Annotated in this window: 17 protein-coding genes; 5 read left to right on the top strand and 12 right to left on the bottom strand. The window is 43.4% G+C overall.

All coding sequences use genetic code 11. The features are described from left to right. The first annotated feature begins 227 nt into the window (after positions 1-227). The gene (locus I1A59_RS03050) at positions 228-764 is read left to right on the top strand and encodes a hypothetical protein (RefSeq protein WP_196091347.1); all 537 of its coding nucleotides are present in this window, start codon (positions 228-230) and stop codon (positions 762-764) included. Positions 765-1,799: 1,035 nt separating this feature from the next. After that, complete coding sequence (locus I1A59_RS03055; RefSeq protein ID WP_196091348.1) at positions 1,800-2,468, top strand: aquaporin; 669 nt, start codon at positions 1,800-1,802, stop codon at positions 2,466-2,468. Between the two features lie 127 nt (positions 2,469-2,595). Here the strand turns inward: I1A59_RS03055 and I1A59_RS03060 are convergent, their stop codons facing one another. Next, positions 2,596-3,444 (bottom strand): patatin family protein, encoded by an 849-nt coding sequence (locus tag I1A59_RS03060; RefSeq protein ID WP_196091349.1) that lies wholly within the window; start codon positions 3,442-3,444, stop codon positions 2,596-2,598. A gap of 340 nt (positions 3,445-3,784) precedes the next feature. Here I1A59_RS03060 and I1A59_RS03065 point away from each other — a divergent pair, with 340 nt between their 5' ends. Both I1A59_RS03065 and I1A59_RS03070 read left to right on the top strand, forming a co-directional pair. Continuing rightward, the gene (locus I1A59_RS03065) at positions 3,785-4,162 is read left to right on the top strand and encodes a hypothetical protein (protein ID WP_196091350.1); all 378 of its coding nucleotides are present in this window, start codon (positions 3,785-3,787) and stop codon (positions 4,160-4,162) included. Position 4,163: 1 nt separating this feature from the next. Beyond that, positions 4,164-4,946, top strand: a complete 783-nt coding sequence (locus I1A59_RS03070; RefSeq protein ID WP_196091351.1) for a DUF1828 domain-containing protein — start codon at positions 4,164-4,166, stop codon at positions 4,944-4,946. A gap of 56 nt (positions 4,947-5,002) precedes the next feature. On the opposite strand, the gene lacG is transcribed toward I1A59_RS03070, so the two are convergent. The 11 genes from lacG to I1A59_RS03125 all read right to left on the bottom strand — a co-directional run bounded on the left by lacG (position 5,003) and on the right by I1A59_RS03125 (position 14,557). Beyond that, the gene (lacG, locus tag I1A59_RS03075) at positions 5,003-6,409 is read right to left on the bottom strand and encodes a 6-phospho-beta-galactosidase (protein ID WP_196091352.1); all 1,407 of its coding nucleotides are present in this window, start codon (positions 6,407-6,409) and stop codon (positions 5,003-5,005) included. Positions 6,410-6,421: 12 nt separating this feature from the next. Then, positions 6,422-8,062 (bottom strand): lactose-specific PTS transporter subunit EIIC, encoded by a 1,641-nt coding sequence (locus tag I1A59_RS03080; RefSeq protein ID WP_196091353.1) that lies wholly within the window; start codon positions 8,060-8,062, stop codon positions 6,422-6,424. Between the two features lie 4 nt (positions 8,063-8,066). Further along, positions 8,067-8,378, bottom strand: coding sequence for a PTS lactose transporter subunit IIA (lacF, locus tag I1A59_RS03085; RefSeq protein WP_196091354.1), 312 nt, complete (start codon positions 8,376-8,378; stop codon positions 8,067-8,069). Positions 8,379-8,394: 16 nt separating this feature from the next. Then, on the bottom strand, positions 8,395-9,228 hold the full coding sequence (locus I1A59_RS03090) for a PRD domain-containing protein (protein ID WP_196091355.1): 834 nt from the start codon (positions 9,226-9,228) through the stop codon (positions 8,395-8,397). Positions 9,229-9,619: 391 nt separating this feature from the next. Beyond that, a complete protein-coding gene (lacD, locus tag I1A59_RS03095; RefSeq protein ID WP_196091356.1) occupies positions 9,620-10,564 on the bottom strand; it encodes a tagatose-bisphosphate aldolase in 945 nt (314 codons plus the stop codon). A 1-nt stretch (position 10,565) separates the two neighbouring features. After that, complete coding sequence (lacC, locus tag I1A59_RS03100) at positions 10,566-11,498, bottom strand: tagatose-6-phosphate kinase (protein WP_196091357.1); 933 nt, start codon at positions 11,496-11,498, stop codon at positions 10,566-10,568. Positions 11,499-11,513: 15 nt separating this feature from the next. Then, positions 11,514-12,029, bottom strand: coding sequence for a galactose-6-phosphate isomerase subunit LacB (gene lacB / locus I1A59_RS03105; protein WP_196091358.1), 516 nt, complete (start codon positions 12,027-12,029; stop codon positions 11,514-11,516). 23 nt (positions 12,030-12,052) lie between these two features. Further along, positions 12,053-12,475: a galactose-6-phosphate isomerase subunit LacA gene (gene lacA, locus I1A59_RS03110; protein ID WP_196091359.1), complete on the bottom strand. Its 423-nt coding sequence runs from the start codon at positions 12,473-12,475 to the stop codon at positions 12,053-12,055. A gap of 546 nt (positions 12,476-13,021) precedes the next feature. Next, the gene (locus I1A59_RS03115) at positions 13,022-13,789 is read right to left on the bottom strand and encodes a DeoR/GlpR family DNA-binding transcription regulator (protein ID WP_196091360.1); all 768 of its coding nucleotides are present in this window, start codon (positions 13,787-13,789) and stop codon (positions 13,022-13,024) included. A 131-nt stretch (positions 13,790-13,920) separates the two neighbouring features. Next, positions 13,921-14,262: a hypothetical protein gene (locus I1A59_RS03120; RefSeq protein WP_196091373.1), complete on the bottom strand. Its 342-nt coding sequence runs from the start codon at positions 14,260-14,262 to the stop codon at positions 13,921-13,923. After that, entirely contained in the window at positions 14,258-14,557 is a 300-nt protein-coding gene (locus I1A59_RS03125) for a type II toxin-antitoxin system RelB/DinJ family antitoxin (RefSeq protein WP_196091361.1), read from the bottom strand. The genes I1A59_RS03120 and I1A59_RS03125 overlap by 5 nt, the downstream gene beginning before the upstream one ends. A gap of 721 nt (positions 14,558-15,278) precedes the next feature. On the opposite strand from I1A59_RS03125, the gene I1A59_RS03130 reads away from it, so the two are divergent. Then, a complete protein-coding gene (locus I1A59_RS03130; RefSeq protein ID WP_196091362.1) occupies positions 15,279-16,184 on the top strand; it encodes an excalibur calcium-binding domain-containing protein in 906 nt (301 codons plus the stop codon). The last annotated feature ends 176 nt before the right edge of the window (positions 16,185-16,360 follow it).

Consider the following 16,360-nt stretch of genomic DNA (forward strand, 5'->3'; position numbering starts at 1 on the left):
AGATTCTTAGAAAGACCTTCATGACGATCTGTTTCGAAAGAGTAGAGATTCAACTTGTCGTCTTCAACAGTCAACATCAACCCTTGTCAATTGAACCTCACCAAACTCCAGTACTGCCTTTGGTTTGCTATCTGGATTAGGATTGATCTTCATCGAATATAGAGTGAATGCTTTCATCCTTTTTTCAGCTTTCTCTGCTATACTGTTAGGAACAAGGAGGTGAAGCAATGTTTTTATTTGCCTTTCCAGGTATGGGAAAAACGACTTTGGCCAAGAAATACGAGACAGTGGTCGATCTCGAAATGTCCGATATTAAATACGACAATTCCAGCGTCAGCCATTTGTCACGTGAGGAGCGCAAGTCGACCAAGCGGCCAATTAAGGACCGAAATTACAAACAAACCTATATCGATAGAGCCTATGATTTGCATGAAAAAGGAAAAATCGTCTTGGTTGCTCTAAATTTTCTGTTTCCTATCTTAAGAGCTTTTCGAGAAAGGAAGCCGGTCCCTTTCCATATCTTTGTCCCCCATCCTTCGCTAAGATCCGAGTATCGTCAGCGTTACCTAGGCCGGGGGAATAATGGACGTTTCATTTTTGAAGTCATGACCATCTGGTATCCAACGCTCGTTCCCCTTTGGCTTTTATCCAAAATCCTTCCAAAATGGATAACCGTCACCAAAACAGGGGAAACCCTGGAAGACTACTACATCCAGCATTTCTATCAGACCGAGATCCGTATCAAAAAATTGATTGTAGAGTAAAGCCCAAGAGAGTCCCATCTCTCAGGGCTTATTTCTATTTCCGTTCTATTTTATATAGAAATTGTAGGGCTATTCTCATAAATTTGAAAACTGGCTACTATGTCTCAAAGCACGACAAACGCATAAGAGATTTTTAGCGAGAAAATAGAGTTTTCTGTATTTCAATGTTCAGGATTTTCACAATAAAAAATAATCCTTTTTGGAATCTTCTATAGGAGAATCGCTAAAGTTACTAAATTTAAACTGTGTTATAATTCGGAAATTACTGTTTCATGCGTTTGTCGTGGGTCTCAAAGGAAAATAGTTTACTTTTTCTTATTTATTTGATAAACTAATTATGAAGAAAATGTCATGCACTCTTAGAGTAAGTTGCCGTATTGACTCCAAAAATCTAAACTGTCAAAGGTTTTATTTTTTTTATAGGAGGAGTTTCAGTAGCAAAATGACAAAAGGGTTTAGAAAAAGAGACTTGGGGAAGTCTCTTTTTCGTTTTATCTATTATAAAATAGGTACGACACGGGGAATGTCGTACCATTGAGTAAATCAGGTATGAACTAAATCATACCTAGTGCCGCAGCAATAATAATAAGCAAAGTACGTGTTATAGTCATTTTAAACTCAAACTCGCCTTGCTTTTTTTTGAAGAAAATTGTCATGGCTTATCTCTTACGCTCATTTAAGTTGTAGTGCTAGAGCTAATCGGACAAGCAGCTTTTCACCAGGGTTTTGAAAAGCTAATAAACTACCAGAGCCATACAACTCCAGCCTTTCAGCTGATAGGTAACCGCAAGCTGAAACCCATTTAATTATATCACAGTATATTTAGATTATAATTTAAAAAGGCTGTTTTAAATTATTACATAATCATTTGTGTGACGTACTGTTAATTCTTTAGGTAGTAGATAACCGAACCTAAGCACCCCTCAATCGATCACCCCTAGACAACTCCAACAACCATAACCCTCACAAAAATTTCCAAGCAAATTTCTTGAAAATTTTCTGCAAACCACCTATAATTGCACGCGGAGGAAAATTATGTCTAAAAAATTCTTTGCCGAACTGATCGGTACTTTTATGTTAGTCTTTATCGGAACTGGCGCTGTTGTCTTCGGTAACGGAGTTGAAGGTATTGGGCACCTTGGAATTGCTCTTGCTTTCGGTCTTTCCATCGTCGCTGCTGCCTACAGTATTGGAACTGTTTCAGGAGCACACTTGAATCCAGCTGTATCCTTGGCTATGTTCGTGAATAAGCGCATGAATGCCCAAGACTTCCTTACCTATGTTGTTGCACAAGTCATTGGAGCTTTATTAGCTTCCGCTACTTTGAGTTTCTTTGTCACAAACTCTGGTCAGGCTGTTACAAGTCTAGGAGAGAATGGCTTCACAACTGTATCTGCAATGGGGGCCTTCCTATTTGAAGTGATCGCAACCTTTATCTTTGTCTTGGTCATTGTGACTGTCACATCTGCAAGCAAAGGAAACGGCAAAATTGCTGGTCTTGTCATCGGTTTGACCTTGACCACTCTTATCTTGTTGGGACTTAATGTAACCGGTCTTTCTGTCAACCCTGCTCGTAGCCTTGCACCAGCCCTCTTGCTCGGCGGTACAGCACTTAGCCAAGTTTGGATCTTCATTTTGGCACCACTTGTCGGTGGTTTCCTAGCTGCCTTGGTTGGCCAACACTTACTTGAGACTGAGAAATAAGACTCTAAGCATCTTCATCCTTTGGGAAAAACCAAAGAAGAAGGTGCTTTTTTTGAAGACTAGCGAACCTAAAAGCACTTCCCTGTTCCCCATCTAAAAAAGACGACCTTTCCAGTCGTCTCGATGATCACTCACTCGCTTGCAAATACACCTTCAAACCAGGCAAGGTAGCCTGCCCATCCCGGATTCCGATTTCGTAGACCGCCTCTAACTTGTCTGGATCTCTTTCCAAGCGTCCAACATCTAGGGCTTGATCCGGACGTATCACATAGACCTCACCAGCCTCTTCCATCTGAATAATCTTTTCCACCGCTTCATTGTAATGCTGGTAACGTTTAGAAGCCACTTCTACAAACTTGGGATAGTCCTTATAAAAGAGCCGGTAAAGCCTTCCACTGGAGGGCTTTTTTCGATACTCAAAGGGCTGGGTTAGAATGACAATTAACTTATCAAACCCCAAGCTTTTGGCAAAATCTACTGGAATTGAATCTGTCAGACCTCCATCCAAGTACTTCTTCCCATCGATTTCCACAATCTTAGAAACCAAAGGTAGAGCTGAACTAGCTCTGAGGTATTCCATTTGGTCAAAGACATGGTCAATTTTCGGATATTCTGCCTGACCGGTTTCCAGATTGGTCACCGTCACATAAAAAGGCACACCCGATTTTGCAAAGGCTTCCTGGTCAAAAATGTCTAGCTCCATCGGAATTTTATAGTAGGCCATCTCCCGGTTGACCATATTGCCCGTTTTCAACCAGGATAAGAGACTAATGTAATTTTTATCTCGGATAAAGCGTTTGTTATAGCGCAGAGCCCTTCCCCTTTGCCCCGAAAGAAAATTAACCCCAAAAAGAGCGCCGGCAGAAACACTGACCAGACCGTCTACCTTGATTCCGGCGTCTAAAAAAGCGTCCAGAACACCCGCCGTGTAAAGCCCGCGCATACCACCGCCTTCTAGAACTAGACCAACCTTCATAAAAGCCTCCTTATTTCTGTTTTTATTAGTGTAACAAAAACGGAGTGAAAATGGTTCAGAAAAAAGTTTCACGAGGAACACTTTATTCGAAAAACATAGAAGACTTTATATCCCAAATCATCTTAACTATTGCCACGTTATCATTTGACTCTCTAATCACAGTATTCTAAAATGAAGACACAAGAATTGATCCTAGTTATTAGGAAGAAAAGCAGATAGAACGAAATGAGGTAAATGCAATGAACTAAGGGAGGATATGAATATGGACCTAACGAATTTAACTGACAAAGATATCGCAACAATCATCAAACGATTGAAGATGCCTAAAAATGAAGATAGAATGACCGACCTATACTATAAACTCTCTTCACTCTTCGGTAAAATCAATTCGGACATTGTTATTATCGATACTGAAAAACTACAGTACTATCTTCATGTTTTCAGAGGTAAGCGAAATCCTGAACGCTATAGTATCCACCTTAGACTTAAAAATTTGCAAGAACATATCATTCGTTTAGACATTAATCCCAGTAATAGACATACCAATCCAGATGGAACTGTCATCATCGGAAGTCATATTCATGTCTATTCGAATCAATATACTAAAAAAGATGCAACCGCAGTCTTATTATCTGAATCTGACTTCCCAAATATAACTCATATTATTGACGCCTTCGATTCATTCCTATCCTATACAAACATCAGAAAGGGGAACTAGTATGTCACATTCTGATTTTTTGAAAAACACTTACTTCAATTGGTTGTTCGAAGAGTACAAGTTTAACCAAATTGATCAAAACGTTATTGAAATACAAACACCTTTTCTAGACAACGAATCCGATTCTATCATCCTCTACGCAGAATTCTTATCCTCAAATCAAGTATTGCTCACTGATGATGGTTGGACACTCAATTTTCTAAAACATCATGGAATTTCATTTAGTGGTAGCACACAAAAAAACATTTTAAACACAATCGTCACTCCTTTAGGAACAAAGGTAAACGAGGATGAACTGTGTATCACAACAAGTATCGATCAATTTCCAATCGCAAAGCAACGCCTGCTACAAACAATTATGCAGGTTAATGATATGATTGTCCTGCAAAATAAACAGGTCAAGAACGTCTTCCAAGAAGAAGTTAGAATTCTGTTAGACAAGCAGAAAATCCTCTTCACCAATCGCCCCTCTTTTACCGGAAAAGAAGGAATTACCGTTCAATTTGATTTCGCTATTCCAACCAATAAAATTGAACGACTAGTACGAACCATTTCCAATGGAAATGACCTCAATCGAGCAAAACTACTAGCCATGGATACTCGGATTCTTCAATACAACCGAACAAACACAGAATATATCGCTCTTGTTGATGACTTGCACTATGAATTCACAAAAGATCTAGAAACAAAAGCCATCTTCCAGGAGAATAGTCATAGCCAAATCCATTTAATCAGACATAGCCAAATTCTTGAAGACTACAGTTTACTTTCAAACAAGGTATAGTAGCCACCAAAAAAGCAGAAGTTCTCACCTCTAATACTAGAACTTCTGCTTTTGTTTTAGTCTATCCACTTATCTTCTGCCAACTTCCGATACCAGTAAGCGCTTTGTTTGGGGTAGCGCTTTTGTGTTTCAAAGTCAACGTAGAAGAGTCCGTAGCGTTTGTCATACCCGTTGGACCAGGAGAAGACGTCCATCAGAGACCAGAGGAAGTAGCCCTTGATTTGGGCGCCATCTGTGATGGCGTCCGCAATGGCTGCCAGATGTTGACGGATGTAATCAATGCGATAGTCGTCATGGACGGTAGTCTGCTCAAATTGGTCTTTGTAGCCCAAACCGTTTTCGGTGATGTAAATTTTTTTGTAATTCGGGTAATCCTTGGTCACGCGCATAATCTGATCATACAGTCCTTGGGGATAGATGATCCAATCCCAATCGGTTTTAGGGATCGATTCTGGAGCTCGTCGGCGGCCAACTCCCTTGATTTGATAAGAGGAGGAGCCTTTTTGGCCCGTTCCATTGTGGATAATCTCGGTCTCTCCCTCATAAGCCTGCATCCAGTCGCTCATGTAATAATTAATCCCCAGGAAGTCATTCAAATCTTTGGCTGCTTCCAAAGCCTCAAAATCAGTCGGCCGAAGATCCAGTTCTCCACCGTGGATTTCTAATAGCTCCTGCACCCCAGCCCAAGTTGCCGAAGAGTAATGACCTAGATAAGTCGCATCCAAAATAAATTTGTTGTGGATGATGTCTTCTAGTTCTGCGGCTCGGATATCGGCAGGATTGCTTGGGTCATAGGGGTATTTGGTGGGCAGAGCGTGAACCACACCAATTTGTCCTGCATACCCCGCCTGTTTATAGAGTAAAACAGCTTTAGCGTGGGCAACCATCATATTGTGGTGGGATTGGAAAACTTTTGCGAGATCATATTGGATACCAGGTGGAAATTTTCCGACCAGATATTGACCGTCACCAATGGGTCCAATTTCATTGAAGGTGGTCCAGTAAGTAACCTCCGAAAATTCCTGGAAGCAAAAGGCTGCATAATCCACAAAATGGTCAATCGTCTCTCGATTCAAGAAGTCTCCTTGACTATGAAGTGCCTCTGGAGTATCAAAGTGATGCAGGGTCACAAAAGGCTCAACTCCCCGTTTGCGGCATTCCTCAAATAGGCGGTGATAGAAATCCACCCCTTGAGGGTTCACCTGCCCCCATCCCCTAGGAAAAATCCGTGACCAGGCTATGGAAATGCGTAGAGCTCCGACTCCAAACTCCTCACACAGGGCTAAATCCACCGGATATTGATGGTAAAAATCAGAAGCCGGGTCCGCTTTAAACCAATAATGATCCGCTAAAAACCGATCCCAAGCAACCGGACCTTTCCCATCTACTTGTGACGCTCCTTCAGCTTGGTAGGCCGCTGTCGCCCCACCCAAGAGAAAATCACTTGGCAATTGTCTCCTCATACAAGTCCTCCCTCACTGCAACTGCTTCCGAACAAAGTCCAAGGCCCCTTGTCCATCCCGTGTCAATTTGATGTACTGTGCTCCTTCAGTTTTAGCCAGGCGGATGCCCAAAGCATCGGTTTCCTGCTTGATATCCTCATAGTTCGAAGCTACCTGCGGTGCCAAGACCACCAGATCATACTCCGGCAAGATTTCCCGGTGAGCCCCATAACTCCCCGCCGCTGCTGTTACGGGCACCCCGTATTCCTGGGCAGCCTTGGTGAGCGCATTGGCCAAGAGACCGCTAGTTCCACCACCAGCGCAGAGAACCAAGACATTGGTTTCTTGGGTCACTTCCTCTTGAACAGAAACTTCTTCTTTTGGTTCCAAAACAGGCTCTGGCTGACCTTCCGCCTCCTCTGCTAAGATTTGTTGGTCATAGACCTTGAGGAAAGGATAGTAAAGGGCTGTGTCCACTACGACCAAGAGGAGCGCCAGCAAAAAGGCTAGAGGAGCAAAGTTGGTCCCCATGATAATTCCCAGTGGACCAGGGGTTGTCCAAGGCAGGTTGACACTGAAGGAATTCATTTTGAGACTGTCCACGAAAAATTTAAAGATCCAGACGTTCACGATTGGAGCCAAAACAAACGGAAGGAAAAAGACAGGGTTGAGCACAATCGGCGCCCCAAATAAAATCGGTTCGTTCACCCCAAAGAAAGTCGGAATGACCGATGCACGACCAATGGCTCGATTCCGCTTAGACTTGGTGAGCCACATAAACATGAAGGGAACTACCAAGGTCGCCCCAGTACCACCCATGGTTACAATAAACATCTGAGTCCCTGATGTCAAAATCTTATCTGCGTGTTGCCCAGCCTGCAAGAGTTGGAAATTGGCTTCCACATTGGCATAAGTAATCGCCGCGATGGCCGGTTCCACAATCGACGGACCGTGAATTCCAACAAACCAGAAAAGGGCGTAGGCTCCAAAAATCAGCGTAATCCCTAAGTAACCATCTGCCGCTGTAAATAGGGGTTCAAACGCTTTAAGAATTGCCTCGGCCACACTGCTTCCAACCAATTGACGACTCAGGAGATCCAAACCATAGAGGACAAAGATAGAAAGAGCATACGGAATAATATCCTTAAATGCCTGAGACACATTCGGCGGAACTTCTTGAGGCATGGGGATGGTAACATTATTCTTCACACAAAGTCGATACAAATTAACCGTAATAAAGGCAGCTAGAAAAGCTGTCAGCAAACCTTTCGTTCCCATATAACCATTGGCTAAACCACCTTCTAAACTATCTGCTGCTAGCAGTAAAAAACCAGAAATCGCTGCCATCATGGTCGACAAGAAGTTAATCTGATTGGTCTTCGGCAAGTCTCGGTTAAAAGCATCCGTCAAGGATTTAGCCGTTGTCCCAGCAACGAGTACCGCTACAATCCCCATGGTATAACCATACGGTTTCATAATCGCCGCTACCATCTCCTCAGACCAGGTAAAGCCAAAGATATTTGGAACAAAGGCTACCAATAGAAAAATACTGGAAAAGAGAATCACCGGCATAGCTGCGATAAAACCATCCCGAATCGCTCTTAAGTAAGCATTTCGAGAAACTTTCTCAAAGAAAGGCTTGCCTTTTTCTATCCAAGCAATCAATTGATTCATGACCTTACCCCCTTCTATACAACTCAATCATATGTTTCATTAAATCCTTCAAGAGCAGCGTTGTCATCAAATGATCCTGCCCATGCATCAAGGTCACACTGTAGGCTAAATCTTCTCCAGCTGCTTCCTTCTGCAAGAGGCTGGTTTGAGCCTGGTGAGCTTGTACAATACAATCATTGGCCTCTTCTACCAGCGCTTCTGCTCGCTCGTAGTCCCCATTTTGCGCCGCATTCAAGGCTTCCAATAAGCGAGAACGAGCATCTCCGGCATAGGCCACAATTTCAAAACCTAATAAAGTACTTTCTTCACGATTCATCTCAGAACCTCCTTTTTTACAATAACCGTTGAATATGTAAAACCAAGTAAAACCGTTCCGTATTGGGAATCGGCTGGTCCACCACTTCCTGAATCAGAGCAAAAATCTGACTCCCAATCTCATAAGCCTGGGGATGGGTCTTCCGGATCGACTGGTCTAGGTCATCCAAAGAAATCGCCTGTTCGTTTCCACGTTCTAAATTACTGAGGAAATAGGACAAGTGCAACATAAACCGATCATAAAAATTACTGTTGGATGTCTGCCTACGAATTCCCTGTTCTTGCAAAACCTCCTCCACCTTTTCCATGATCTGCTTACCCAACTCCTGTTCCTGATGGGTATCCGGCAAGGTCTCCCCCTTAGCATTGATGAGATGTAAGGCAATCCGACCTACCTCATCCTGAGGAAATTCTTCCGATAGTTTTTGGCGAAAGAGGGCCAGAGCTTCTTGGGCCATCTGGTATTCCAAAGGGTATTGGCCAGACATATCTGGCAAATGACTCTCCTGATAAGTCCCCTTCAGGAGCGCTTGATAGGAACAGCGCATATGATCCGTTAGGGTCACATAGAGGTATTCCTGTACAGGGTAATGATAATGTTCGACCAAGTAATGAATGACCGAATAACTAGCCGTAATGAAATCTAAGGGGATATCCTTGAGCAAGGTTAAAAAATTTTCCTTGGCTTCTTCATTATGGAGAGAGAAGACTGTCTCTACCTTTTCTGGCTTTAGAAGATCTCCCTTTCGCTTTTGAAAGGCAATCCCCAGTCCCATGACCACAGCCTGCTCTCCTCTTTCATTTTTAACCAAGGCTGCATTGTTATTCAGACTCTGTAGAACGCGATACATACTTCCTCCTTTCTAATATACTCTTTTAGTTTATCTTTTATTACTGTCTTAGCTCGTCTTACCGTACTTCAGTACTGTCTACGACTCGCTGCCTTGTACTAAAAGTAAACTAAAAGACTATACTCATTGAATTTCAAATTCTGACGTTGTCAAGCCGCTCTGATGGACTTATTGATTGCGTGCCTCATCATTTTTTGAAATTCCTCGAGTATTTTGAGTTTGAAATTAGTTCAGTATAATTCTAGAAAAAGAAAAAGACTACAAACAAACCGAGAACCCCTGTCCTCTGATTCATCTGTAGTCTTGCCTAATCGAATTAGTTACAATCCACCCTATTCATGCTATTGAATTCATTATAACACATTGTTGGAATTTATGTAAACCCTTTCTTTTAAACCGGCGTAGCTGTTTCAGCTAATACACGATTCAAGCTTTCCAGGTTCTCACGGCCGACCGTCCGCAACCAGTTACGCGCAGCTTCTTCCCCCTGCTGAACATAGACAGGTACGACGCCAGCCCAAGTGGCCCGTCCACACAAAACACCATTAAAACGAGCACCAGCTTCCGCCGCAAACCTGAGTGTTTCCTGGAACAGTTGGGCAGATACACCGGCAGATAGGTAAATATAAGGTAAGTGGGTAGCCGCTTCTTGCTGGCGGAAATACTCTGCTGCCTCGGCTCGACTATAGACCACCTCCCCTTGTGCAAATCCCTCTACAAAATTCATATTGACCGGAACCTCGACTTTGAGTACCGTTACACCAAAACGGGAATCCGAGAAAAGCTCCATCGCTTGATTCACCTTATGCGGTTTGATTCGAGCATAGTCCAAACCAGTCGTATCAGCCAACTGCTCATCATAGGAGACAATTTCCAAGAAGAAGGGAAGGCCCTCGGCCCGGCATTCTGAGCCCAAACGTTCGACATAAGCCTGCTTCTGTTGGTTGACCTGCGAATTTCCATCCACATCATAATAAAGCAAGAATTTCACAGCATCCGCTTCCGCCTCCTTGAGGCGTAAAACAGACCACTCCTCCAAACAATCCGGCAAGCGACTACTAGAGTTCGTATCATAGCCCGTCTTTTCATAAGCCAGCAAAAGTCCTGCAGACTCCGCCCGCACCTGTGCTGCTGGCAGGCCAAATTCCGGATCTAGCAGAATGGAGGAAGCATAAGGGGTCAATTCCTCAGACACCAAGCGTTTCAGAATCTCCATTTGCTCAGCAGTCGGCTCCGTCTCCTGATGCTGGGCCAACATCTTTTTCAATGCTCCCCGTTGGTCAAAGGCCAAGGCCGAGATCAAACCCGTCTCAGTAGTCAACTTTTCCAATTCCATCTCACACCTCTTCCACTTCAATCTGCTCAAGCAAGTCCGCCGCCTTGTCCAAATTCACAAAGCCCGTCGCCTCCTCTTGCGCATTGAGCATCCCCAGCAAGTTTCCGCGCTTAAGCACGTCCGCATCCGCCAATCCTTGTGAAAGCCCTGATGCCAGACCCGCCACCGTGGAATCACCCGACCCAACTGGATTCACCACCTCTATTTTTGGAATCCGGACCCGATAATAATGGTCTCCATGTTTGGCAAAAGCGCCTGCGGCGCCAAGAGAGACAACAATCCAGTCAATCCCGGCAAAGCGTTCATGAGCCAAAAGAGCTTTCAAGTCAGCCAAGTCCAGACTAACTTCCCGACCCACCAACTGACTCAACTCCTCTAAATTGGGCTTAATCAGATTTGGACGAACAGAACTTTCCAAGACCGCTTCTAAAGTAGCCCCTGACGTATCCAAGAGCACACCGACCCCCGCTTCCTGGCAAAGCGCAATCAAAGAAACATAGAAGTCAACCGGCAAGCCCTTAGGCAGACTACCGGAGAAGACCACCCATTGAGCCTCTGCTAAAAGCTCCTTGAAATGAGCTGTAAAAGCCTGAGCCTCCTCTGGACTAATCTCCGGCCCCTGCTCTAAAATCTCTGTTTGCTGACCTTGGTGTAAAACAGCCACACAATTACGGGTTTCCCCCGCAATTTCCTGGAAGGAATGACCAATCCCTTGTCGGTCTAACTCTTGAGCCAGAACCTGACCTAATCCTCCCCCAAGAAATCCCGTAGCCAAAACGGGATCCCCTAGCTGTTGTAGGACACGGGTCACATTCAATCCCTTGCCACCCGCGGTTTTCCGAACATCCTGAACACGATTCACCCCGTCCAACTGAAAAGTCTCTAACTGGTAAGCTACGTCAATCGAGGGGTTTAGGGTTACTGTAATAATCATAGGCACCTCCTGCTCCTAATCCTGGTATTCGCCGCGATCCCATTTCTCAAGAAACTCTTTGAAAAACTCCGGATCCTCTTGGTCTTGTGTTGGATGCTCCAAGTCTGCTATTTTTTCCAACAGCGTCTGGCTCAGAGGACTGTATTGGTAGTCTGCTTCCAAAAAGGCTTGCACGATATCCCGCATGAGGAACTCACCCGTAATCTTACCGCCAAATCCAAGAACATTGGCATTTAAAACCTCTTTGGCATACAAGGCCGAGGACATGTCCCGGACCAAGGCTGCTCGGACTCCCGGAACCTTGTTGGCCGCATTGGTAATGCCAATGCCTGTACCACAAATACAAATGCCCACATCCGCCTGTCCACTGGTCACTGCCTCACCCACCAACTTGCCATAAATAGGATAGTGGGTCCGCACATGGTCATAGGCCCCGTAGTCCAGCACCTCATGCCCTGCTTCCTTCAAATAATCCACCAAGGCTATCTTCTCATCTGTCACAATATGATCACAACCGATTGCAATTTTCATCTGTCGCCTCCTCCCTGACACGATCAGCACATTTTATTCAACATGTCCACGCGAATCTGATGGCGGCCACCATCATAGTGGCCTTCCACAAAATTCAGAGCGATGTTTTTGGCCAAAGAAGAACCAAGGACCTCGCTTCCAAAAGTCAGCAGACGAGCATTGTTGTGCTCTCGCGTCATGTAAGCCGAGCGCTCATCAGACACCACCGCCGCAACCATCCCCTTGACCTTGGTTGCTACCATGAATGGCCCTTGACCAAAGGCATCGACCACCAGCCCCAGCGCCTCCGGATCCGTCAGCAGCTCTTGCACAACCGCCAAAGTCGTGTCCACAAAATCAACACCCTGGCTCACATCCAAAACCTGGTAACCCAAACTCTCTAAATGGGACTGAACCTCCTCCAGCAAGCCTTTCCCCGCTGGATCCGCACCCACAATCACTCTCATGGCGCACCTCCACTTGTTGTTTATTTGTTTACATTATACACATAACCAAACAATTAATCAACAACTTGTGTTTAAAGAAACAAAAAGAGGTTGGAACAAAAGTCTCAACCTTCCTATTTTAGTTAGTGAATTCGCTTTGACGCAGTGGTTGATTGGCACTTTCGGTCGCTTTTATACTCTTTTAGTTTATCTTTTATTACTGTGTTAGCTCGTCTTGCCGTACTTCAGTACTGCCTGCGACTCGCTGCCTTGTACTAAAAGCAAACTAAAAGACTATATTGAGAGAACATTTCATGTTCTCTTATCCAGATACTCAAAGAGTCAATTCCTGACTCTTTGACCTCCGAAAATAACCGAATCAACATTGACATGAACTTCGTTCCTTTCATTTAGAAACTCTAAAGGCATTCAACATGCCTTTAGACCGGAGGTGGGAGTGAAAGGGTTTGGGGAGAAACCGTTTCAGCTTACAACTTGAAACAAAGACTTGTAACGAACGATTTTATTTGTAAAAATTGTTCTGTCTCACTCCCAAACTAAACATTCCTACTCTAAATCATTGACAATCTCCACATTCCCCTCCAACAAAGGGAACAACTCCTCATCCTGCTGGACATCTGTCACCAAGGCTGTCACATCCTTAAGTTCACAAAAACTGGCAAAATCATCCTTCCCAACCTTGGACCCATCCAAAAGCAGATAACGCTCCAAAGAATGCTCCAAGGCCAAACCCTGCGTATAAGCTTCCGCCAGCGTCGACGTCATCACCTGCCCGTCCTTAACCCCATTGGCAGAAAAAAACATCTTGGAAAAGCGAAGCTTTTCCAAACTCGTATTGGTGATCTCACCCACGAAACTCTCCGTCAACTGCCGGTACTCACCTCCCAAGAGAAAAACCTGAAAAGTATCCGACTTCTTCTGGGACAAAACCGTAAAGACAGGCATACAATTGGTAATCACTGTCAACCGCTGGTTGACAATCTCCGCAGCCAGGGCTGCTACCGAGGTACCTGGTCCTAAGAAAACCGTATCCCCCTCCTCAATCAAGGCCGCAGCCCGCCGCGCAATCGCTACCTTGGCCTCGTGGTGCTGCACATCCTTTTCTGAATGGGAGTACTCCCGAAACTGGAAAGCCTTATTGGAACGGGCTCCCCCATGGATCTTGGTCAAGACCCCCTGCTCCTCTAATTCCAACAAGTCTCGCCTTACCGTCATATCAGTAACCTGCAACAAATCAACAATCTCGGAAATCCGAATTGTCCCCTTCCTGTGAACCAAACGTGTAATTTCAGCCAGACGCTCCTGCTTTTTCATCCCAATCTCCTCTTTGCTTTTTGTTGCATTATATCAAAAATAAAACAAAAAATGTTGGAAGCAACAGAAAAGGCTGAAACAATAGTCTCAACCCTCTATTTTGATTCATAATAATAACCTTTATGCAGTCATTAAATCTGTTTTTTATTCCTGAGTCCATCAATCAAGCGGTCTCTATCCCTTTTTGATAACTTACCAATCAATCGAATGGCAAATTCATTTAAATCTAACTCATATATTTGAATCGTATCGATATATGACGGCTTATGCAATCCTGCTTGATAGCAATCAATAATTTCTAAATACTGAGATTTTATTATTTCTGATTTAGACTCAAATTTGCTAGTGATTCGATAGATTTGAATAGCCTCATCGTTGAATTTCACATCTACCGCAGGGCGGATTTTTGAACCTGTCCCATCACTATCCTGAATCCTAGAAATAACAACTGAGTAAATCTCTAATTCATCAATCATTAAAATAATCCTCAAACTCTGGATATTCATTCTCATCTCCAAAATACTGATTAACAGATTTTGGATTATTGGCATCAACCTTAACAATATGACTAACAGATTTGGCTAAATGATAAAACTCAGCAACATCTAACTGAGGAGACAATTTCGGCTCAAAAGGCAATCCTCTATTCATTACACTTTGTTTTAAAAAAATTCGAATTGCTGTTGTCATATCCATTCCTAACTGGTCAAAAATTTCACTACTTTCCTTTTTTAAGGATTCATCTATACGAATGGTTATAGTTGCCATGATACTCACTCCTCTGTTTTTGTAGATACATTGGAACACGTTGTTTCTACAATCGCAATGATTCCTATCAAAAACCAGCTTTTCACTAGCTTCATTTAGGGTTTAGTGTTCTTTTCACTTTACGAATAACTTTCATTTCACCAGGAAAGCAGTACAATCCTACTAGACTTGGCATATTTTTATGCTCCACAGAGGTCAAACCTAATCCAATTTCCGTCAGAGTCTGCTTGAAGAATTTGTTCTTACTTCCTCCTGAGACAAAATAAAAGAAACACTCACTAAACAAGGAATTGACACGTATCGATCACATTTTTCCACTGCAGTGTGAAGACTATTTGAGAAGCTTCTTACGATAACTAGTGCTAAATTTATTTATCACTTCTTAGATCAACAAAATCGCTGAAACCATTGATACACAAAGCTTTATAGAGGGTTAGTTTCGATTTTTGCTTGTAGTGTATGAAGTCTATTGGGACGCTTGGCGGATTGAAGTTAGCTCATCGACCGAAAGTCCCTGTGAAAGACAGAACAAGGATTTCAACGGAATTTATTTATCACTTCTTAGACAAGTAAAAGCGTTAAAACGCCTGGTGCTTAAGGGCTTAGAGCAGATTAGTTTCGGTTTTTGCTTGTAGTGTATGAAGTCTATTTCGACTCTTGACTGACTGAAGTTAGCTCATCGACCGAAAGTCCTAGTGAAATTTTGTAATGGATATCCATTATGGCATTGACTTTTGGTACAGTTTTAACTAAAATACAACTATATTGTAAATGTATACAAAATTGCAAAAGGAGAATTCTGATGACAACTATTCTAACATTCATATTTCTAGCATCCATTGTAGCTATCTGGTATTTTAAAAAGCGAGATCCCAACAAAATATTCCGAAGAATCGCAATTGGAACAAGTGTGTGGTCTGCATTATTAATCGGCTATATTACACCTAGTCCAGAACGCACTACTAGTAACTCAACCACTGTAGCCTCTTCTGAAACAAAAACTACAGCTAGCTCAGAGAAAACGCCCTCCGAAAAAGAGAAAGATAATAATGAGGCTGAAAAACTAGTCAAAGAACTAGAAAAAAATAAAACAAAGAGCAATCTTCAGGCAGCTCAAAAAGAAGTTGATGCATTATCTGACAAAACATTAAAATCTTCACTTCAAAAACGAATCAACTCAATTGCGAACGAGATTTCAAAAAAAGAAGAGGAACAATTAGCTGCAGAGAAAAAGATAGAAGAAGAGAGAAAACAAGCACAAGCAAAGCAAAAAGCTGAAGAAGAGGCGAAACGCCAAGCAGAGCAGGCTGCTAAAGAAGAGGCTGAGAAGCAGGCTCAAGCGGCTGCGCAGCAAGAGGCTGAAAGACAAGCTCAAGCGGCTGCGCAACAAGAAGCTGAAAGACAAGCTCAAGCGGCTGCACAACAAGAAGCTGAAAGACAGGCTCAAGCGGCTGCGCAACAAGAAGCTGAGAGACAAGCTCAGATTGCTGCACAACAAGCTACCGCGAATGCCTATTATCCCAACTGTACTGCGGCCCGAGCTGCTGGTGCAGCTCCAGTTTACAGTGGACAACCTGGTTATGGAAGTCATCTAGATCGCGATGGAGATGGAATTGGTTGTGAATAACCTCCATACATCAATATTTTATCTACCAATATTCAACTTACACCTTAGTTCCGACAACTAGGGTGTATTTTCTTTTGCAGGAAAACTTGTAAAAAGCCCCAATCCCCGCTCTCTCCTTAACCAATCCTTAACCCAATTCGTCATCTCGCTTATTTTCAGATTGCTTTCAGAAAAGT

Origin of the sequence: Streptococcus sp. NLN76, assembly GCF_015686645.1 — a bacterium.
Classification (GTDB): domain Bacteria; phylum Bacillota; class Bacilli; order Lactobacillales; family Streptococcaceae; genus Streptococcus.